Annotated in this window: 22 protein-coding genes and 1 pseudogene; 13 read left to right on the top strand and 10 right to left on the bottom strand. The window is 32.8% G+C overall.

What is annotated here, in order from left to right:
- Nucleotides 1-133 precede the first annotated feature (133 nt).
- The 7 genes and pseudogenes from tsaE (at nucleotide 134) to AB8B65_RS07350 (ending at nucleotide 4,687) form a co-directional block, all read left to right on the top strand.
- Nucleotides 134-541, top strand: coding sequence for a tRNA (adenosine(37)-N6)-threonylcarbamoyltransferase complex ATPase subunit type 1 TsaE (tsaE, locus tag AB8B65_RS07320; protein ID WP_405300226.1), 408 nt, complete (start codon nucleotides 134-136; stop codon nucleotides 539-541).
- A 295-nt stretch (nucleotides 542-836) separates the two neighbouring features.
- Nucleotides 837-1,430, top strand: a complete 594-nt coding sequence (locus tag AB8B65_RS07325; protein ID WP_405300227.1) for a hypothetical protein — start codon at nucleotides 837-839, stop codon at nucleotides 1,428-1,430.
- Nucleotides 1,431-1,596: 166 nt separating this feature from the next.
- Nucleotides 1,597-1,749, top strand: coding sequence for a hypothetical protein (locus tag AB8B65_RS07330; RefSeq protein ID WP_405300228.1), 153 nt, complete (start codon nucleotides 1,597-1,599; stop codon nucleotides 1,747-1,749).
- Between the two features lie 253 nt (nucleotides 1,750-2,002).
- Complete coding sequence (locus tag AB8B65_RS07335) at nucleotides 2,003-2,236, top strand: hypothetical protein (protein ID WP_405300229.1); 234 nt, start codon at nucleotides 2,003-2,005, stop codon at nucleotides 2,234-2,236.
- Nucleotides 2,237-2,502: 266 nt separating this feature from the next.
- Nucleotides 2,503-3,036 carry a hypothetical protein gene (locus AB8B65_RS07340; RefSeq protein WP_405300230.1) on the top strand — a complete coding sequence of 178 codons (534 nt, stop codon included), beginning with the start codon at nucleotides 2,503-2,505 and terminating at the stop codon, nucleotides 3,034-3,036.
- 55 nt (nucleotides 3,037-3,091) lie between these two features.
- Nucleotides 3,092-4,291: pseudogene (locus tag AB8B65_RS07345) on the top strand (alanine dehydrogenase).
- A 3-nt stretch (nucleotides 4,292-4,294) separates the two neighbouring features.
- Entirely contained in the window at nucleotides 4,295-4,687 is a 393-nt protein-coding gene (locus AB8B65_RS07350; protein WP_405300231.1) for a DUF4258 domain-containing protein, read from the top strand.
- A gap of 60 nt (nucleotides 4,688-4,747) precedes the next feature.
- Here the strand turns inward: AB8B65_RS07350 and AB8B65_RS07355 are convergent, their stop codons facing one another.
- Nucleotides 4,748-5,914 (bottom strand): proline dehydrogenase family protein, encoded by a 1,167-nt coding sequence (locus AB8B65_RS07355; RefSeq protein ID WP_405300232.1) that lies wholly within the window; start codon nucleotides 5,912-5,914, stop codon nucleotides 4,748-4,750.
- Nucleotides 5,915-6,010: 96 nt separating this feature from the next.
- On the opposite strand from AB8B65_RS07355, the gene aroB reads away from it, so the two are divergent.
- Together aroB and AB8B65_RS07365 are read left to right on the top strand one after the other, a co-directional pair.
- On the top strand, nucleotides 6,011-7,078 hold the full coding sequence (aroB, locus tag AB8B65_RS07360) for a 3-dehydroquinate synthase (RefSeq protein WP_405300234.1): 1,068 nt from the start codon (nucleotides 6,011-6,013) through the stop codon (nucleotides 7,076-7,078).
- Between the two features lie 134 nt (nucleotides 7,079-7,212).
- On the top strand, nucleotides 7,213-7,494 hold the full coding sequence (locus AB8B65_RS07365; protein ID WP_405300236.1) for a hypothetical protein: 282 nt from the start codon (nucleotides 7,213-7,215) through the stop codon (nucleotides 7,492-7,494).
- Between the two features lie 2 nt (nucleotides 7,495-7,496).
- Here AB8B65_RS07365 and AB8B65_RS07370 read toward each other — a convergent pair whose 3' ends face one another.
- On the bottom strand, nucleotides 7,497-8,009 hold the full coding sequence (locus AB8B65_RS07370; RefSeq protein WP_405300237.1) for a DinB family protein: 513 nt from the start codon (nucleotides 8,007-8,009) through the stop codon (nucleotides 7,497-7,499).
- Nucleotides 8,010-8,212: 203 nt separating this feature from the next.
- Here AB8B65_RS07370 and AB8B65_RS07375 point away from each other — a divergent pair, with 203 nt between their 5' ends.
- On the top strand, nucleotides 8,213-8,344 hold the full coding sequence (locus AB8B65_RS07375) for a hypothetical protein (RefSeq protein ID WP_405300238.1): 132 nt from the start codon (nucleotides 8,213-8,215) through the stop codon (nucleotides 8,342-8,344).
- Nucleotides 8,345-8,695: 351 nt separating this feature from the next.
- Here AB8B65_RS07375 and AB8B65_RS07380 read toward each other — a convergent pair whose 3' ends face one another.
- The 3 genes from AB8B65_RS07380 to AB8B65_RS07390 form a co-directional block, all read right to left on the bottom strand.
- Nucleotides 8,696-11,284: a phosphoenolpyruvate carboxylase gene (locus AB8B65_RS07380; protein WP_405300248.1), complete on the bottom strand. Its 2,589-nt coding sequence runs from the start codon at nucleotides 11,282-11,284 to the stop codon at nucleotides 8,696-8,698.
- Between the two features lie 183 nt (nucleotides 11,285-11,467).
- The gene (locus AB8B65_RS07385) at nucleotides 11,468-11,947 is read right to left on the bottom strand and encodes an Lrp/AsnC family transcriptional regulator (RefSeq protein WP_007093644.1); all 480 of its coding nucleotides are present in this window, start codon (nucleotides 11,945-11,947) and stop codon (nucleotides 11,468-11,470) included.
- An 87-nt stretch (nucleotides 11,948-12,034) separates the two neighbouring features.
- Entirely contained in the window at nucleotides 12,035-13,174 is a 1,140-nt protein-coding gene (locus AB8B65_RS07390) for a M14 metallopeptidase family protein (protein ID WP_405300239.1), read from the bottom strand.
- Between the two features lie 307 nt (nucleotides 13,175-13,481).
- On the opposite strand from AB8B65_RS07390, the gene AB8B65_RS07395 reads away from it, so the two are divergent.
- From AB8B65_RS07395 to AB8B65_RS07405, 3 genes are all read left to right on the top strand, one after another.
- Nucleotides 13,482-13,904, top strand: coding sequence for a helix-turn-helix domain-containing protein (locus AB8B65_RS07395; RefSeq protein ID WP_405300240.1), 423 nt, complete (start codon nucleotides 13,482-13,484; stop codon nucleotides 13,902-13,904).
- Between the two features lie 70 nt (nucleotides 13,905-13,974).
- Nucleotides 13,975-14,352, top strand: coding sequence for a hypothetical protein (locus AB8B65_RS07400; RefSeq protein WP_405300241.1), 378 nt, complete (start codon nucleotides 13,975-13,977; stop codon nucleotides 14,350-14,352).
- A gap of 1 nt (nucleotide 14,353) precedes the next feature.
- Nucleotides 14,354-15,142 carry a TerC family protein gene (locus AB8B65_RS07405; protein ID WP_405300242.1) on the top strand — a complete coding sequence of 263 codons (789 nt, stop codon included), beginning with the start codon at nucleotides 14,354-14,356 and terminating at the stop codon, nucleotides 15,140-15,142.
- Nucleotides 15,143-15,245: 103 nt separating this feature from the next.
- On the opposite strand, the gene AB8B65_RS07410 is transcribed toward AB8B65_RS07405, so the two are convergent.
- The 5 genes from AB8B65_RS07410 to AB8B65_RS07430 form a co-directional block, all read right to left on the bottom strand.
- Nucleotides 15,246-16,049 carry an alpha/beta hydrolase gene (locus tag AB8B65_RS07410; RefSeq protein ID WP_405300243.1) on the bottom strand — a complete coding sequence of 268 codons (804 nt, stop codon included), beginning with the start codon at nucleotides 16,047-16,049 and terminating at the stop codon, nucleotides 15,246-15,248.
- A gap of 1 nt (nucleotide 16,050) precedes the next feature.
- A complete protein-coding gene (locus tag AB8B65_RS07415; RefSeq protein WP_405300244.1) occupies nucleotides 16,051-16,911 on the bottom strand; it encodes an alpha/beta hydrolase in 861 nt (286 codons plus the stop codon).
- 428 nt (nucleotides 16,912-17,339) lie between these two features.
- Nucleotides 17,340-17,618: a hypothetical protein gene (locus tag AB8B65_RS07420; RefSeq protein WP_405300245.1), complete on the bottom strand. Its 279-nt coding sequence runs from the start codon at nucleotides 17,616-17,618 to the stop codon at nucleotides 17,340-17,342.
- 73 nt (nucleotides 17,619-17,691) lie between these two features.
- Nucleotides 17,692-17,892, bottom strand: coding sequence for a hypothetical protein (locus AB8B65_RS07425; protein WP_405300246.1), 201 nt, complete (start codon nucleotides 17,890-17,892; stop codon nucleotides 17,692-17,694).
- 148 nt (nucleotides 17,893-18,040) lie between these two features.
- Nucleotides 18,041-19,819, bottom strand: coding sequence for a helix-turn-helix domain-containing protein (locus AB8B65_RS07430; protein ID WP_405300247.1), 1,779 nt, complete (start codon nucleotides 19,817-19,819; stop codon nucleotides 18,041-18,043).
- Nucleotides 19,820-20,023: the final 204 nt, after the last annotated feature.

Raw genomic sequence — 20,023 nt, forward strand, 5'->3', positions numbered from 1 at the left:
TTGGAAGAAATGATAATTCCGTTTGCTGTTTTATCGCCAAGATAGTGTCATAAATTAAGGTTCAGCAAGTGATTTTATAGGCATTTAGAGATTTTTTACTAAATTTGAGGAAAGCCTCAAAAATAAAAACCTAGTGAAAAAGGAATACAATCTTTCTCAAATTGATGAGATTGCCAAAGCTATTTTAGCAGCATCTAAACATAAAATTATTGCTTTTCATGGAGAAATGGGCGTTGGTAAAACTACCCTCATAAAAGTATTAGCCAAACAACTTGGTGTAAACGAGTTGACTAGCAGTCCTACATTCTCTATTGTGAATGAATATCATGCGCCAAATGCTATTTTATACCATTTTGACTGTTACCGAATTGAAAATGAAGAAGAAGCTTATGATATAGGCATTGAAGATTACTTGTATAGTGATGCTTGGTGCTTTATTGAATGGCCAGAACGCATTGAAAATTTGCTCCCTGAAGAGATCACAAAGGTCACAATTAACAAAATAAATGAAAAATTACGTTCAGTTCACCTAAAAAATTGAGCGCTTTACCGAAAATAAATAACTATAACCAGAAAATAAACCTAAAAGACTGACAAATAAATGACTTTTGTTTTATATTTAAGAAAATTCTTATAATATACAAAAAAGAAAAATTGATAAAAATACGGAGAAAATAAAATATGATAATTTTCTGAAAATCATTGCTTTAGTGGATAAGTTTGCAGCATCGTAAAACTAAAAACTAAAACCTAAAACAAAATGAAATTAAGAAATTATTTATTCGCAGCAGTCGTATTCGCATCAGTAACATTTGTGTCTTGTAACCCAGATAGCATTGCAGACGAAGACAACCCATACCAAACAGAAGAAGGAGTCGATAAAAGTAAAATCAAGATCCCAGGTAACTAATAAGAAAAACAAAACTATTCTTAGAAGAACTATTATAACTAATACAATAGTTGCCATTTTAATTGCTTTTACTCCATATATTTTTCAATTGTATGAGTATGCTCCAGAGGACACCAATAAATGGGAAACCTTTTTATTTACTATTGAGGATAACAACTACTCAGATTTAAGAACTGCCTTTTGGGTATATATGAGTAAATTTATCCCACTAATGTTAATGGTGATATGGTTCATGACATGCAACAAATGGTGGTATCATGTAATATTAATACCAACAGCAATGTTTGGTTTTCAATTTTTCAGTGCTATTAATGACAAATCGGGAATACTAGATGTTGTAGAAATATATTGGCTACTTCCAATTATGATGGTTATTATACCTTTTGTCTATCTCATCAGAATAAAACTAATGGATAAATTAGTTCACGGAATCGATTTAAAGAAAATTAATGCAGAGCTAGCAGAATATGAACGTAGAGAACTAGAGCAACAAAACTTAATAAAAAGCACACAAAAATAATAAGTTCATTGAAATAAAATAAATAATATACTATTTTCTACGTATTTCGTTAATTTTAGGTAAAACTAACAAAAATACGTAGAAAATATATTATGCTTTTTTTAAAGGTAACATTTGGTTATTCAATAAGTTTGACCCATCGTTAAACTAAATAATCTAAATTAAAATGAAAACTAAATTCTACCTTTACCTAACAGTAGCAGTATCGTCAATTTTATTTGTATCTTGTAATCCAGATAGCATTGCTGATGAAGACAACCCATACGAAACAGAACAAGGAGTTAAAAAAGGAGATCTCACGAACGAAACAGTCGGTTAAAAAACGACTAATTTTAGAGAGTATCCTGATAATTTTTATAGCGTTAACGCCATTTATTTATTATCTATATGAGTATATACCACAAGATGTTACTAAATGGAAGTTCATTTTCACTTTCAAAAGTGGTAAATTTCCAAATGTTTACATTTCATTTTGGGTATTTATAAGTAAACTAGTTCCTTTATATCTATTGATATTTTGGTTTGTTACATGTAAACATTGGTGGTATCATATCATATTAGTACCAATTGCTATGTATGCTTTCCAATTCTTTAATGCAGTCAATAAATCTTCTCAATTTATTGATGAAGTTGAGATTTATTGGGTAATTCCAATTTTGATGATAATCTCTCCTATAGTTTATTTAATACGATTAAGATTATTTGATAAACTTGTATTAGGGATAGATTTAAAGAAAATTGATAAAGAACTAGATGAATATGACCGAAAGGAAAAAGAAGCTAAAAATAAAATAGAAACTAAATAATTACGTATATTCGCGAAAATACTTACGTAAAAAATACAAAAAATACCAAATTCTACGACTTTTGCTAGTTTTGCCCAAAACTAGCAAAAGTACGTAGAAAATATATATACGTATTTTTCTGATAATTAGTTGGTTATTCAATTAAGTTTGTACCATCGTTAAACTAAATAACCTAATTAATCAGATGAAAACTAAATTTTACTTTTACTTACTAGCCGCTTTTTCAACAATATTATTTGTATCTTGTAACCCAGACAGTATTGCTGATGAAGACAATCCATACGAAACAGAACAAAAAATCGAAAAAAGGACCAAAAAAATACCTTCTAACGGGTAGTATTGTAGCTATATTTGTAGCCATTACACCATATATATTTTATCTATACGAAAGTTTCCCAGAAACAAAAACTTGGGAAACTTTTATTTTCACTTATGATAGTCCGTATTATGAAAATGTTCAATTATTTGCTTATTATTTCTTATCAAAATTAACACCCCTACTACTATTAATTCTTTGGTTTTTCACTTGCAGAGATTGGTGGTATCACGTAATTTTAATACCAATATCTATGTATGCTTTTCAAATATTCAGCATACTAAATGATGACAAGAAATATATAGACGAGTTAGAAATATATTGGTTAATTCCAATTATGATGATTATTATACCAATTGTATATTTTATCAGAATAAAATTATTTGATAAGCATGTATACGGAATTGATATTGCAAAAATAGACGCCGAACTTGCCGAATACGAACGAAAAGAAAAAGAATTACTAGAAGAATATAATAACTAGTTTTTTAACTTCTTTTTTATTTGTAACTTCATGTTTTAACCAATCGTAATGCTTCATGGCTGAGTCTTTATCACCTTTCACTAAACAACAATTACTTCCACAAGAAGAAACACTTGAAATCTTAAAACATAAGAAAGAGTTGTTTATTGGTATTCCTAAAGAAACCTCATATCAAGAGAAACGGGTTTGCTTAACTCCCGATGCTGTTGGCGCCATTGTTGCGCACGGACATCGCGTGTTAATTGAAAGTTGCGCCGGAAAAGAAGCTAATTTTTCTGATAAAGAATACACAGAAGCTGGTGCAGAAATTACAAATGATACACAAAAAGTATTCTCCTGCCCTATTATCTTAAAAGTAGAACCACCAACGTTGGACGAATTGCAATTATTGAATCCGCAAACGATTTTAATTTCAGCTTTACAAATAAAAACACGTTCCAAAAAATATTTTGAAATTTTAGCAAGCAAACGCGTTACTGCACTTGCTTTTGAATATATCCGTGATGAAGACGGAACGTATCCAGCGGTACGATCGTTAAGTGAAATTGCAGGAACTTCCTCAGTGTTGATCGCTTCTGAAATTATGGCAAATGTCAATAGTGGAAACGGATTAATGCTTGGAAATATTAGTGGAGTTCCGCCTGCAGAAGTCGTAATTCTCGGTGCTGGAACTGTTGGAGAATTCGCCGCACGTTCCGCTTTAGGACTTGGTGCAAATATCAAAGTCTTTGATAACTCTATTACAAAATTACGTCGCATTCAAACAAATTTATGAAGACCAATTTACACATGCAAAAAGCAGCAAAAAAATCTACTGAAAGCTTTAAAACGCTGTGATGGATTGATTGGTGCCGTGCGCGGAAAAAACAGATCTCCAATTTTGGTCACAGAATCAATGGTGTCAAAAATGAAAAAAGGCGCTGTTATTATTGATGTGAGCATCGATATGGGCGGTTGTATTGAAACTAGCGAAGTGACTTCGCACGACAAACCAACTTTTGAAAAACACGGAGTTATTCATTACTGCGTACCAAATATTCCTGCCAGATATTCCAGAACTGCCTCTGTATCAATCAGTAATATATTTACTCCATATTTACTAAAAATTGCAGATGATGGCGGATTAGAAAATTCACTGCGTTTTGACAAAGGATTGAAAAATGGTTTGTACTTTTACCACGGCGTTTTATCGAACAAATCAGTAGCAGAATGGTTCGATTTGCCATATAGAGATATCAATTTATTAATTTTTTAGTACATGAATAGTAGTCTTTTAAGACGTTTTGGATTTTATTTTGGCGGATTAGCCATTGGATTGGTCATGTTTGCTTTTCTTGTGAAAGGTCGTGGTGTAAAATGTGAGTTTTCCTATTTACCAAATGCACGAACTTTAAAAAATATTCGACTAAAAGAACGTCGTTTTTCTCCAGAAATTCGTCAATTAATTGATAATAAAGAAATTGATACTGCCGAAATTTCAAATATTCTTAGAGATGGTGATGTAGATTTTTCCAGAAGTAAAGCCAAAGTAGATGCCGATACCTGCAAAGTGTATATTATTGAAGGTACTTTAAAAAATAAAGACATCGAATTAACGATTCACAACTGCGACAGTACCGCTTTGATCAAAACTATTAAGATGAAAAACTAATTCGTAATGAATTGGTTTTTCCTAAAAAATAGGCTTTACAAGTAACTTCTTTTTGCAAAGCTATATCTTTCTTCGTTTGCGTTCTTGCTTTAGCAAACCTAATTCACGAGAAGTTTGTCCAGCTACAGAAGTATTTTCCTCTGCTCTTCTAATCAAATAGGGCATTACATCTCTCACAGGTCCAAAAGGTAAATATTTTGCAACATTGTATCCTTCTTTTGCCAAATTGAAACTGATATGATCACTCATTCCATATAATTGACCAAACCAGACACGTGCATCATTATTTTCAACTCCTTTTTCTTGCATAATTTCAGCTACTTTATACGAGCTTTCCTCATTATGCGTTCCTGCAAAGACAGCCATGCAGTCCAAATTAGCTAACATATACGCAACTGCGGTATCAAAATTTTCATCTGTCGCTTCTTTTGAAATACATATTGGCGATTTCTCCCCTTTATCTTCCGCTTTTTTATTTTCTTTTTCCATGTAAGCACCACGTACCAACTTCATTCCAATATGAAAACCTTGCGCTTTTGCATCAATATGAAGTCGTTTCAAATAATCCATTCGGTCCCAGCGATACATTTGTAAAGTATTGTAAACAATAGCTTTTTCCTTATTATACTTTCGCATCATATCTGCCACAATTGCATCAGCGGCATCTTGCATCCAGCTTTCTTCTCCATCAATCAACAAAGCAACATCCATTTCGTATGCTTTTTTACAAACAGTATCAAAACGATTCAATATGCGCTTCCATTCTGCTTGTTCTTCATCAGACAATGTTTCATCATTTCCAACTTTTTCATACAAATCAATGCGTCCAAAACCAGTAGGTTTAAAAACTGCAAATGGAATCGCTTGCTTTTCTTTAACGAAGTTTAGAATTTTTAATATTTTTTCTAAAGTTGCGTCAAACTGTTCCTCTTCTTGTTTTCCTTCAACAGAATAATCAAGCACACTACAAACGCCTTTTTCAAACATTTTATCAACCACAGGCAAACATTCTTCTTCAGTCGTTCCTCCACAAAAATGATCAAAAACCGTTGCTCTAATCAAACTTTCTACTGGCAAATGCGCCTTAATAGCAAAATTTGTGACGGCAGTTCCTATACGAACCAAAGGCTGATTTGAGATTAATTTGAATAAAAAATAGGCTCTATCGAGCTGAGAATCGGTTTTTAGAACAAAAGCATTCTCTGTATTGTTAAAAATTGGTTCCATTTATAAATAATTGCTTTCACAAATATAGTTATTGAATTATTATTTTTTTGTTTAAAAAAGGCTTTATTTTGTTCAAAATACTAGTTTTTACAGATTATGAATTCCATCCAAGCAGCAAATTATTTCGTGCATTTTAATGCTAATTGCTACACAAATCTTCAAGAACATCTTGCAAATGCTAATTATTCTAAGATTTTTATTTTGGTTGACACACACACGCATGCACATTGTTTATCGTATTTTATGAGCAATTTGCAAACGGAAACACCTATAGAAGTTATTGAAATTTCGGCAGGTGAAATCCATAAGAATATAGAAACCTGTACTGGCGTTTGGAATGCACTTTCAGAGTTAAATGCAGATCGAAAAAGCCTTTTAATTAATGTTGGCGGCGGCGTAGTTACCGATCTTGGTGGATTTGTGGCTTCTACCTTTAAACGCGGTATTTCATATATTAACGTTCCAACTTCACTATTAGCCATGGTTGATGCTTCTGTTGGAGGAAAAACAGGTGTTGATTTAGGAACATTGAAAAACCAAATTGGCGTAATTAATATTCCCGAAATGGTGTTTATTGATACTTCTTTTTTAAATACACTACCCGCAAACGAAATGCGAAGTGGTTTGGCAGAAATGCTGAAACACGGATTGATTTATGATGAAGCCTATTGGAAAAAAATGATCGATCTTTCAAATTTTACCATTGAAGATTTGGATGCACTCATTTACGATTCTGTACTAATCAAAAATACTGTTGTCACGGAAGATCCAAAAGAAAATGGGCTTAGAAAAATACTAAATTTTGGTCATACGCTTGGACATGCTATTGAATCGTATTTACTAACACACGAAACCAAAGAAGCTTTATTACATGGAGAAGCTATTGCTGTCGGAATGGTATTAGCAATTTATATTTCCAATAAACAAGAAGGTTTTCCGACTGAAAAATTAACTGAAATTAAACGTGTTATTTTAGATATGTACGGTAAAGTTTTGTTTGAAGATGCTGATTATGAAGTTATTATCGACTTAATGAAATACGACAAGAAAAACTCGCATGGAAATATCAATTTTGTCTTATTAAACGATATTGGAGCGCCTGTTTTAGATAGAATTGTTCCAAACACAACCATTATTGAAGCGTTCGACTTTTACAATTCTTAACACAAAAAACACATTTCGCTGACATAAATTCTTTCTTTTCAAAAAAAATAGTTGTACTTTTAGTATAAGCTACATAGCTTACAATTCTCCTTATTTACCTAAGACCGTAGTATTAATTTTTAAAAATTACTTCTATGAGAAAAGCTATTATTGACTACAAAAAAGTCACACCAGAAATTCTTCATCTTCTACAAGATCGTTATCCTGGCGGCTACAGAGATCGAGATATTATATTATTTGACGATCATCACAACAATACAATTGAAGCCGTGGAAGTACGCACCAACGATACCATTTATTTGGTAAAAGTGAGTAGCAAATTACATTACACAATGACCAATGTAGACAAAACGACTGGCGATATTGAAGAAATTACGCCTAGCGAAAATATTGTGAATGATCTCTCGGAAGAGTAATTTTACAAATAGCGTTCGTTAATGACGTTTATATGATGTTTTTCGTGGCCTGCGGCAATATATGCTAAAGCACGAACAGACATTTCATTACCGCTTGCCACGCCTACTCTAGCCAACATTTCGTCTGTAAAACTTTGAAAAAGTGTAATTGTTCCTTGTCTGATTGCATTGTATTCACGAAGCATTTCCATAGAATTTCGCTCGTTAGCACCCGAAAAAGGAACATAATCATCTTGCTCAAAACCTGGTAAATTGGTTTTGTCGTTTCGCGCAAAACGCAATGCTCTGTTGCAAAATATGCGCTCTGTATCCATAATGTGTTGCAAAACTTCTTTAATTGTCCATTTTCCTTCTGCATACGCGCTTTTCAATTGCGCATCCGTAAGCGAAGTTACTAATTCACTTACTTCATCTGCTCCTTTTGCAAGTGCATCAACTATATTTTCTCCTTTAAATTTTTGAATATATGGTTCAAAATACGGATTGTATTCGTTTGTATTTGGAAATGGAATCATAGCGATTTTTGATTTACAATTTTTGATTATTTTTTGGATGTCGAAGATACTATTAATTGCGGATCAATAAAATAGCAGGTTCGTTTTTGGACTCACATCTGTATCAATATTCCTATAATTCATGGAATTGCGATATGCATCATTAGAAAAACTCGTTGTAATGTTTAATATTTGAATCATTATTAACTTAAAATCATTGAATTATGGAATTACTTAAAAAGTATCAATTATCAGCAATCGTTACGGCAAAAGTATTTGGTGGAAATGGCGGAAACACCAGTGAAGATGTCCCTATTACTACTTTAGGAACAATCTCTCATGATGGTGAAGGATAAAAAACATGAAGGTTCGCACAAGCTTAAATTTGTGCGAACCTATTTTTTCTGTAATAGAATAAAACTGTAATGGTTGATTCTTTTTTTTATACTAGAATGATACAATTTAGCGATTTAAGAGCAAATATGAGTCTAATATTGTAAACGCAGCATAACTAACTTCATAGCGCTTCTCGATACAAATTTGCTTTGTAAATTAACTCGAAGTGACATTTTTGAGTAATTCAAAAACAAACGTGAAGCTATTAACAAACAGATTGCCACGCGTTTTATAACGCTCGCAAAGACGTTTCAAAGAAGTTAACAATACACGCGAAGCGATCCAACAACGGCAACTGAGCGGAGCCGAAACTACGCCGAATTACGACTCGCATTAATGTTTCCAAATAAGGAACGTGTCACCATTTTTTCATAAATTTTTAGTTCAGCTTCATTAGCTTTTGGATCTTTTTGCAATTCTTGTATTTTACGCAATGCATATTGTTGAATCGTAAGTAACGGTAATACAATCTTTTCACGTGCGTGAATTGAAGCTTTTCCTGCTTGTTCATTCTCCATTAAGGTTTCGTAACCTGTTAGCTTTAAAAGCATTCGCTTAGTGCGATTGAATTCTTCAAAAATAATGCTCCAAAATTCACCAAACTCCTCATTGTCTTTCATATACGCGGTTAACTTAAAGAAAGACTTCGTTAAGCTCATCATACTATTTTCGAGCAATGTTCGGAAGAAAGATGAATTTTCATATAGCTTTTCTACGGCTTCAAACTGTCCGTTTTTTTCCATGTGTTCCAACGCAGTTCCTACGCCGTAAAAACCTGGAACATTTTGTTTTAACTGACTCCAGCTTCCCACAAAAGGAATGGCGCGTAAATCAGAAAAATTGAATTCTTTTGATTGCGATCGTTTTGACGGACGGCTTCCAATATTCGTTTTCGCATAGTATTTTAACGTACTCATGCGTTCTAAATATGTTAAGAATCTTGGATGTTTCTTAAAAGCTACATACGTATCATAACTTACTGAGGCCAGCATTTCCATCGTTTGTTTGTCTTGGTCTGAAAATTCTGCTTTCGCATCTGAAAATATTTCATTTGAGATTCCCGAACTCAACAATTGCTCTAAGTTGTACTGACACGATTCTAAGGTTCCAAAATTTGAACTGATCGTTTGTCCTTGCACCGTTAATTGAATTTCTTCATCTTCTACCGTATTTCCTAACGACGCATAAAATTGGTGTGTTTTTCCGCCTCCACGTGCTGGCGGTCCACCACGTCCGTCAAAAAAGATAACGGTGATTCCGAATTCGCGAGAAATCGCAGTTAATTCTTCTTTCGCCTTGAAAATACTCCAATTTGCCATTAAATAACCACCATCTTTCGTTCCATCAGAGAAACCTAACATTATGTATTGCTTGTTTCCTCTGCGTTTTAAATGTGCTGCATACGCTTCATTTGTATACAAAGTTCGCATCACAGCTTGCGCTGCTTGTAAATCAGGAACCGTTTCAAACAATGGAGAAACATCTACATCTGGTTGTTTCCAATCACACAAACGCAACATGGTAAAGGCTTCCATAACGTGCAATGCAGATTGATTATTACTAATAATATAGCGATTTGCACCACGTTCACCATTACGACTTTGAATCGTTTTCATGGCATCTATAGATGAAATAGTAGCATTTGTAATTTCATTTTCGAAATATTCAGGCTTTACTACTTTATCAATATGTGTGAGTGCTTTTATTTTTTCTTCTTCAGATGAATTGGCGTAATTAATTGAGAACAATGCTTCTCCTCTATCTTGCATTACCTCTACAATATTCTCAAACACACCTTGATGCACTCTTGAATCTTGACGAATATCCAACATAGCAAAGTGATAACCAAAAAGTTTTACTTTGTTGATTAAATCATTTAATTCTACACAAAATAACGATTGATGATCTGCAATTATGATAGCTTTAATCGCTTTTAATTCTGCCTCAAACGCTTCTAATGACATCATATCATCTTCTTTTCGCAAGTATACATTGTTATATAACATGCGTTCTAAATGCGCTAAACGCGTTTCTACACCTTCAAAGGTAATTCTACGCTTCAGTTTACGAATGTCACGGTAATAGTTCAGTAAAACGGTGCTACGCAAGCGTTCTGCTACTTTTAAAGTGATGTCGGTAGTCACGAACGGATTTCCGTCACGATCGCCACCAGGCCAAAAACCTAAGTCAATTACCTGATTGTCTAATTCTTCTCCTTTAAAAATATTTTCCTGAATGTAGTTGTATATTTTACTTGCCGAATGGTAAAAAACGTTCTCCAAGTACCAAATTAAGCTTACTGCTTCATTGTATGGTGTTGGCTTTTCTTTTTTGAAGAAAGGTGTTTTTCCAAGTTGCGCCAATAATTTTTTAATAGTTAGCAAATCATCTTTTTCTATCGCTTCCGCTAGATCGGTTATGATTCCTAATACTTGTCCAGGGTAAAACTGCGTTGGATGCGCCGTTAATACAGGACGAATTTTGAAATGCTTTAAAGCCGCTTTTAGCGCTTCTACTTTATGCTTTTCTTCCGCTTCTTCTTTGATGTTTCGCAGCGTTCCACGTCCGTCCATATTGTTTACAATTGGGAATGCAGCATCTTCAACGGCATCAAATAATACAACTTGACGCTCAATGTATTGAATGAAACGAAACAATAGATTGATTTTTTCTGCTTCTGTTTTGTCTTGCTCTACATAACGCTCAAAGAACTTGTGCACTATTTGCGATGGGTTTTTATCACGTTCGTACCCTTTTTCACAAATCTCACTGAATAAAGGCAATAACACACCTGTATTGGAGATTCCATCAAAAGGCAAGGTCATAAAAATACTATTGTAGATTTGATATTTGGAAGATATATTTTCTTTAAAACGTTCTAGTTTGGGCTTGCGAGACATGGAATTGGTATTTTTAAAAATGGTTTTACTAAATAAAATAAAGTGTAAGCTTCTGATTTTCATCAGGATTAGTTCAACTAGCAATTTCTAGTGCGTCTTTCAGACTTCTATTAATTGAGTTTCACTAAAAAAACCCTCACACAAAAAGCGCAAGGGTTTGAATGCTATATTTTTCGTTTTTTTCTATAAATCATTGAAGATTGAGTGCATCAAACGATTTTTATCGTTGATACTTTCTTCAAGTGATATCATGGTTTCTGTACGTGAAACACCTTCAATATCATCAATCATAAAGATGATGTCTTTGGCGTGTTTTGTGTTTTTTGCACGTACTTTACAGAAAATATTGAATTTTCCTGTTGTAATGTGCGCTACCGTGATATATGGAATTTCGTGTATTCTGTTTAAAACGAACTTAGTTTGTGAGGTTTTTTCTAGAAAAATACCTACATAAGCGATAAATGAATACCCTAGTTTTTGATAGTCTAATGTTAATGAAGAACCTTTTATGATTCCTGCTTCTTCTAATTTTTTGACACGAACGTGAACCGTTCCTGCAGAGATTAATAATTTTTTTGCGATGTCCGTAAATGGAATTCTAGTGTTCTCAATCAGCATGTCTAATATCTGATGATCCACTTCATCTAACCTAAATTTTGCCATGATTATCTTATATTATTTTTTAAAGATAATGCAAAAAAACCAAAAAAAATCGAATAATAATGCATAAAACACCATTGGATATGTTAACTAATTGTCAATTTTATTGAATTTTCTTAAATATTCGATAACGTCACTTTGCAACGAAAACGATTGAAATATATGCTTCTGAGCGATTGCCTCCTGAAAATCAATTGTTTTGTGTGCGAACGATTTTTTTAAGATTTTTTTGTCCTCAATATAAGGTTGAAAGTGAATTTTATCATTTTCGAGTACTTCTTTATACATGATACCCAAATCAAAAGTTTCATTTTGATCGGTTTTTATATTTTTTAGAACAATATCGTAATGCTGTTTTTCGTTTTCTGGAATTTCAAAATATGCATCTGTGAGCATTCCTTTTATTTCTGTTTTACTTATGTATTGAATAGCTTCAATTAGTGCGTAAAAAATCAGTTCTCGTATGTTTTCGCGTTGGTAATCGTGCGGAAAATGTCCTGCTTCAAACAAAACCGTTGGTGTTCCTAGTGATTGAAACGTATCTCCTACACAATTTATATTGAATCCGTCGTCATAACGTCCAACATGATTTGGAATGAGCTTTTGCAGCATGTTATTCATTTCAGCAATGATTTCCATGCTTTTCTCTCTATTTGGTGTGACAGATCGGTTTTCATCTTCGGAAGGCGTTAAAAATGAGATTACAGAAGATTTATTTGTATCTCCTACACTATATATAGTTCGTTGTCCATGTAAGTTGAAACAATAATCTGGTTGAAATTCATCATAAACTGTCTTTAAAACCATACTTTCTGGCTGCGAAAGCGTTTGTGCATCACGATTTAGATCAATTTCATTCGCGTTTAAGCGTGTATACGCATGCGCTCCATCCGGATTTAACATTGGAATGATGCATAAAGTACAATTACTTAAAATTGTTTCTGCGGCTTCCGAAGTTGTCTGTAGAAAATTTATCAAATCAAAAACAGCCTTTGTAGTTGTTGATTCGTTTCCGTGCATCTGCGACCACATTAGTATTTTTTTAGTGCCATTTCCAATCGTTAGGGAATGAATAGGTCGATTTAAAACAGACGTTCCAATTTGTGTTAGCTGATAATTTTCAGGCAACTTTTCTAATAGCGGAGAAATATCATTTACGGTTATATAACGACCGTGTAAAGTAGCTTCAAAATGTGAGCGATACCAATTCGCCAATGGATGTGTATGCATAAGTATGTTTGATTATAAGTTACAAATGTAAACATTGTATATTTTACATTTGTAAACACAAAATTGATTCTGCTTTGTTTAATATTGTAAACAATTGATTGTCTTAACAAGTCACAAAACATCACTATTACGGTTTTGCCATGCTAAGTTTTTAAACAAATTAACAAAATACTGTTTTTCAATACATTAAACCATATTACTTAAAGTTAAACATAGCGGCTAATTATTGTTTAACATTTTATTGTTGTAGAAATTGAACATTATATTTACATTTGTAAACGATAGTATTTCAAATTAACTGTTTACAATGATAAACACTTCCGATTTTACAAAAAGACTTAAAAAAGTAATTGAATATTACGACTTATCTGCTTCCGCTTTTGCTGATAAACTAGGCGTGCAACGTTCTAGTATTTCACATATTTTGTCGGGAAGAAACAAGCCAAGTTTGGAGTTTGTGATGAAGATTTTAAGCAATTTTCCCGAAGTAGAATTGTACTGGTTGTTGAACGGAAAAGGCAGTTTTCCAAAATCGAATGCTTCTGAAAATGTTGTTGCCGCTACTCCAATTGCAATACCGAAAATTGATCAACCTATAGTTCAAAAATCTTTGCCTTTGGAAGAAAAACTCACTTCCACTATTCCATCAAATAGCGCATCGAATGGAAAAGCAATTGATAAGATTGTTATTTTTTATACCGATGGCACTTTTGATTCGTATCAGAAATGATCACTTCTTTTCGTAATCAATTTTTATTTTTAGTTACTTTGTAGTGAATTCATTCAAAAACTATATTCTAGTGAGAAAAATCATTTTTAGTATTTGTATTGCCTTATTTTTAACTTCTTGTTATCAAGTAGAATTAAATTGCAAGGATTTTAAAACAGGAACGTTTGAGTTTACGTATGAGATTGATGGTGAAACCAAAACTGGGAAATCGGTTCGAACAGACACGTTGAGTATTGATTATTATGAAAATAAGATTGATACGTTTACAATTCGTTGGGTAACCGATTGTGAGTTTATTGGTAGAAAATTGCATCCTGTTGATTATTCAGACAGTAAAGCTATACAAATGAAAATTCTTTCTACGACAAAAGATTCGTATTTATTAGAATATAATTTGCTTGAAGATCAATCTACAAAAAAACGCGGTACCGTTAAAAAACTAAAGTAATATGTTCGAATTATTTTCAAATCCAGATGTTTGGGCAGCTATTGTAACGCTGACATTATTAGAAATTGTTTTAGGAATTGATAATATAATTTTTATTTCAATTGCCGCAGGAAAGTTGCCCGATAAACTTCGCAAACGCGCTACTAATATTGGTTTAGCGCTTGCCATGGCAATGCGTATTTTGTTGTTATTTGGAATTTCTTGGTTAGTTGCAATGAAAGCGCCTTTTTGGTTGATCAACGAAAGTTGGATTACCGGTGGAATTAGCTGGCAAGCTGTGATTTTATTTTTGGGTGGAATTTTTCTGTTGTATAAAAGTACTAAGGAAATTCATGAAAAAGTGGTGGATCGTGAACATGATGAACGTGAAGTAAAAAGTCACCGCGCAACTACCTTAACCAAAGCGATTGTGCAAATTACAATGATTAATATTGTGTTTTCGTTTGATTCTATTTTGACTGCCATTGGTATGACAAACGGACTTTCTCCAAACCCGACAGACGCATTGATAGTGATGATTATTGCTGTGGTAGCTTCTGTTATAATTATGATGTTGTTTGCAAATCCCGTAGGAACATTTGTGAATAAGAATCCTTCTATTCAGATTTTAGGATTGTCATTTTTAATATTAATCGGATTCATGCTTATCGCGGAAGCAGCGCATATTTCGCATTTGAAAGTCTTTGGACAAGAAGTTGGTGCTATTCCGAAAGGATATTTGTATTTCGCGATTACTTTTTCTTTGCTGGTAGAGTTTTTGAATTTACGAATGGCTAGGAAGAAGGCGTGATTGGGTGTTTGGTGTTTGGTGTTTGGTGTTTGGTGTTTATCCGATACAAACAAATAGACAAATTGACGAATCAACAAACCAATAAATAAACAAACTAACAAGATTAAGGGTTCAGAATTTCGTCTAAAGCCTTAAAATACTCAGGATAACTGATTAAATTATTGTGTTCTCCATTTTGTATTGTAAAGAATTTTTTAGCGCCACTACCCGACTTTTTATAGAGTTCTTTTCCCTGTTCATACGGAACAACAGCATCTTTTGTACCATGAATTAGATAGGTTGGCATTTTTATTTCTTGAATGTTTTGTATGTTTTGAAAAGGATACGACAACAACCATTTTAAAGGCAAGAACCAAAAACGCTTTTTTCCGACATCATATACGCTTGTAAATGTAGATTCTAACAGTAATAGTTTTGCATTGCGTTTTGTTGCGGTGTGCGTTGCAAATGCGCCTCCTAACGAACGTCCAAATATGGTAATTTCTTCTTCTGAAAAAAACGTTTTTGCATAATCATAAAATAGCAATGCATCCGCCAACATATTGTCAAAACTGCGTTCACCGAGACTTTTTCCGTATCCGCGATAATCCATAATAACGACATCGTAGTTGTATTTTTTAGATAAATCTTCTGCCCATTCTCCCCAATACTCTATGGTTCGAGCATTTCCGTGAAAATATAAAAGTACGCCTTTCGGGTTTTCTTGTTTGTAGTGCAATCCGTGTATAATGGCGTCATCTGTAGCTTTTAAATAGAGTTCTTCAAAAGGTACAGACGATGTAAATACGTGATCTTGTGGCAACGTATCACTTTGGAATATGATTTTTTCTTGAAAAGCGAGTAACATAAATATAATGATCAAATATAAGGCAATGAGCGCAATACCAATGCGTTTTAGATACTTCATTTTAGGCTTTTTTTCTCCTAAAGTTTAAACTGGACGTTTTCGGATCTATTTCTTTTGGTAATTCAGAATGTAATATTTCTTCCAAGAAACGGTGGTATTGTGGAAACGTGTGCAAATTGTTGTGTCCACCATCAATTACTGGATATAATCGCGCCCATTTTGGATTGATTTTAGAGAGTTTCACACTCGTTTTGAACGGAATTAACTTATCGCTCGTTCCATGAATAATTTTGATCGGACATTTTACATATTCAATCCAACGATACGTTTTTACAGGAAATCGCAAAATTAGCGACATTGGCATTATTGGTAAGAAACGTTTTGTAATGTGTTTTACGCTGTAGTATGGCGCATCTAAGATAAGCAAACGCGGATTGTTACTTGAAGCCAATTTGGTAGCAAATCCGGAGCCTAACGATCGTCCGTATAATGTTATATATTTTTCATCTACTTGTTCTTTTAAACGATCATACACATATTGCAAATCTCTTTTAATGCCTGCTTCTGTTCGTTTCCCTGTGCTTTTTCCGTAGCCACGATAATCTACCATGAGTACGTCAAAACCGTGTCGGGTAAAATCGACTGCAAACTTCCCCCAACCTTTTATACTTCTGGAGTTTCCTTTTAAATACAGGACAACGCCTTTTGGTTTGCGGACTTTAAAGTGAATTCCGTTGATATTTACACCTGAATCGATTTCTATATTATATTCTTCAAAGAGTTGATTTTCATAATCAAACTTAAAGTTACTAGGTAACTTTTCAGCTTTGAAGATAAAACGTTCTTGTAAAAAGTATAAAACTATATTTGCGAGAATATAGATAAAAATAAAGATGATGATTCCTATTGCCCAATATGACATGTATGCGTGTGGTTTTAAAGTCTTAAGATAGGAAAAGTTTTAGAAACGCTTATAAATTAATGCATTTCAATATAAAAATACTGCAACTAAGTGAATTTGCTTCATAACAAACAACAGAACAATTGCTATAAAAGGAGAAGAATACAACACAAAAGAAAAGCACGAATCGTTTATATGATTCGTGCTTTTTTATAAGAGTAACCTATTGTGCATTTTGATAAAATTTCGTCAATTCGAGTGAATTTTACGATTGAAAATGAGTAAAATTTGTATCGAGAATAGAATATTTTGCACTAAACAGTTCTCGATACGATTTTTCGTACCTCAAAATCACTCGAAATGACGTTTCGTTATACTTTTGAATTCAAAATGCACAACGGGTAAGAGTATAGTTTTCGATATGCTATTTTGCAGATATTTAAAAAATATTAGCAATCAGCTTCTGAGAACATACCATCTATAGTTGTATTCATTCCTGTAGGGTTTCCTAAGCTACGTGTTCTGTCATTAGTTTGACAATCTGTTGGATTCTCCGAAATACATTCATAACAAGAATTACAATATGTTAAATCTGTCACTAAAGTACTAGGGTTTTCGTCTGTTGGTGGCGGTATGGAATCTGTTCCTCCAATGAGATTTGATAATTTAGTAAGGTTTGAAATTTTGTTTTTTCTTAATTTTAATGATGATAAACTCTTTTTTTTCATTGCGATATAAATTTATAATATTAAATATGTGAACAAAAAAGTTATATGTTTTTAGTTCATTAATTGTGTGCTATTAGCATTCTTCTCCCGTATTAAGCCCATTACATGCTACGCCTACTGTTGGTCTTAGACTTCTAGTTTTATCATTGGTAATACAACCTGAAACATCACATAATGTTTGACATGTTCCACAAATAGTGACAGCTGTTACAGCATTAGAAGGAGCATTTTCATCGGGTGGTACTGTTTCTGATCCACCAACAAGGCTTGGCAATCTATTAAGATTTGAAACTTTGTTTTTTCTCAATACTAAGGAGGATAAATTCTTTTTCTTCATTATAAATACAGTTTAATGTTATTCGTGTAAAGAAACTAAAAATCTGAGTGTTTTAAAGACATTAGGATTGATGGTTTATGAACTATCAATCAATTTCTAGGTCTTCTCGGAGTTTTTTAAGGTATTGTGAAGGGTAAATTGCTGTTTGTGCTTTGAATGCTTTTGAAAAGGTTTCTTGTCGTTTAAAACCGAATTCTTCTGCGATTGCTTTTATAGTGTAAGAACGTAACTTTTCATCTTTTTTCAAACGAATTAGTGCAGCATTGATTCGCAATTCAGTAATGTACACTTTAAACGTTTTGTGCTTATAATTATTTATTACATTAGAAACATACGAAGTATTCGATGCTAGTTTTTCAGCCACAAAAGCCAAACTACAATCTAAAGATAAATATTCTTCTCGTTTTTCAAACTGTGCTAACTTTTCTAATAATAGGGAAGCCTTTTCGTCTGTAACTTTTTCAGAAATACTAGAAGTTACAGCTGTTTTATTGGCTTCTTGTTCTTGTTGCTTTTCTTGTTCATTTTCAAGATAAATTACTTTTTGCAATACTGCTTCTACCCTTTTTTGAATTCGTTTTACTTTGAGTTTATAAAAAAAGAAACCACCAATTAACACTAAAACTAAAAAGCCAGAAATTCCATATAACCAATTTTTACGTGTCTCTTGTTTTTTAAATGCTGCTTCAATATTTTTCAATTTATCTTTCATTAAAGGCAAATCATACTTAGTATGAATAGCAGAAATCACTTTTACACTTTCTTGTTCTGATTCTTTTTGCAGACGGTCGTGCTCTTTGCGATGAAATCTAAATTTTTTAACATCGTCTATTACGGCATAACTCTCTGCCAATAAACCATGTATTTGATATTCATTAGAGTACTTTTTTTCTGACTTTTGAATGATTTCATAGAATTTCTCTAAATTTTCAATCGCTTCTTTATGTTTCTCTTGAGAATGATAGCTTTTACCGATGTAAAAATACATGGTTGCCAATGATATAGTATCTTTTGTTTTTACTGCGTATTCTTTTATATCTGATGCTAGTTTGATACTTTCAGCATATTGCTTTTTTTCATAATTAATGATTGCTTTGTTGATAAGTAAGCTATAATATGCATCTACATTTTTAGTTTTTGAACAAGACTCAAACCCTAAATTATTGTAATATTCAGCTTCATTTATATAATCTTCCGATCCTAATTCTTTCATTCGTAAATACGCATCAGACAGATTGATATATAAAAATCTTTTATTATGTGCTTCTGTAACAGAATCAAGATCCATCTGTTTGATTTTCTCCAAGTTTTCCTTAAATATTGATATTGATTCTTCGTAATCTTTATTCATTTTTTTAATAAACCCAATATTGATAGAAGCTCCTGTTTTATTAAGTTCATTGCCATCTATAACTGCGTATTCTTTAGACTTCATATAGGCTTTCAGTGCCTTTACATAATTACCCATTTCAGTTGCTATGATTCCTTTTAAATTGTACAAATCATAAAATAAAATGTTATTATTTAATTGTTCTGCTAAATTTATTGCTGTCGCTAAATGTTCTAATGCTTTTACATTATCAGAAAGAAATGACTTTACATCTGCCAAATTATACAAAGCATAAGCAGTGTTAAGCGTGTTTTTTTCTTGTTTCGCTACCGCATAAGCTGCTTCCGAATACACTAAGGCCAATTCGAAATCCGAACTCATAGCTTCATAATATGCTTTTGTCAACTCATCGTATGATTTTGTAGCTAATGAATCTACTTGACCAAACACTACAAACGACTGAAGATTAAAGAAGATAATTAATATGTATACTTTGAAAATTGGGGAACAGCAAAACCGTTTGAAATTCAACATAAAATCATTTTGTATATAGAAAGAACAATATAAACATTCTTTAGCTACTGATAACGCTGAATTTTCTTAATATTACTTTAAATTCTCAAGAATGAAATCAACGGTTTTATTGGTGTTATTGTTTTGCATGTACGAATCCGTGATGTGTTTAGAGTCCACAGCACAACCATTTTTTGCTAATGATTCTATACTATCTAGGTAATC

It is taken from the genome of Kordia sp., assembly GCF_045105435.1.
GTDB lineage: Bacteria > Bacteroidota > Bacteroidia > Flavobacteriales > Flavobacteriaceae > Kordia.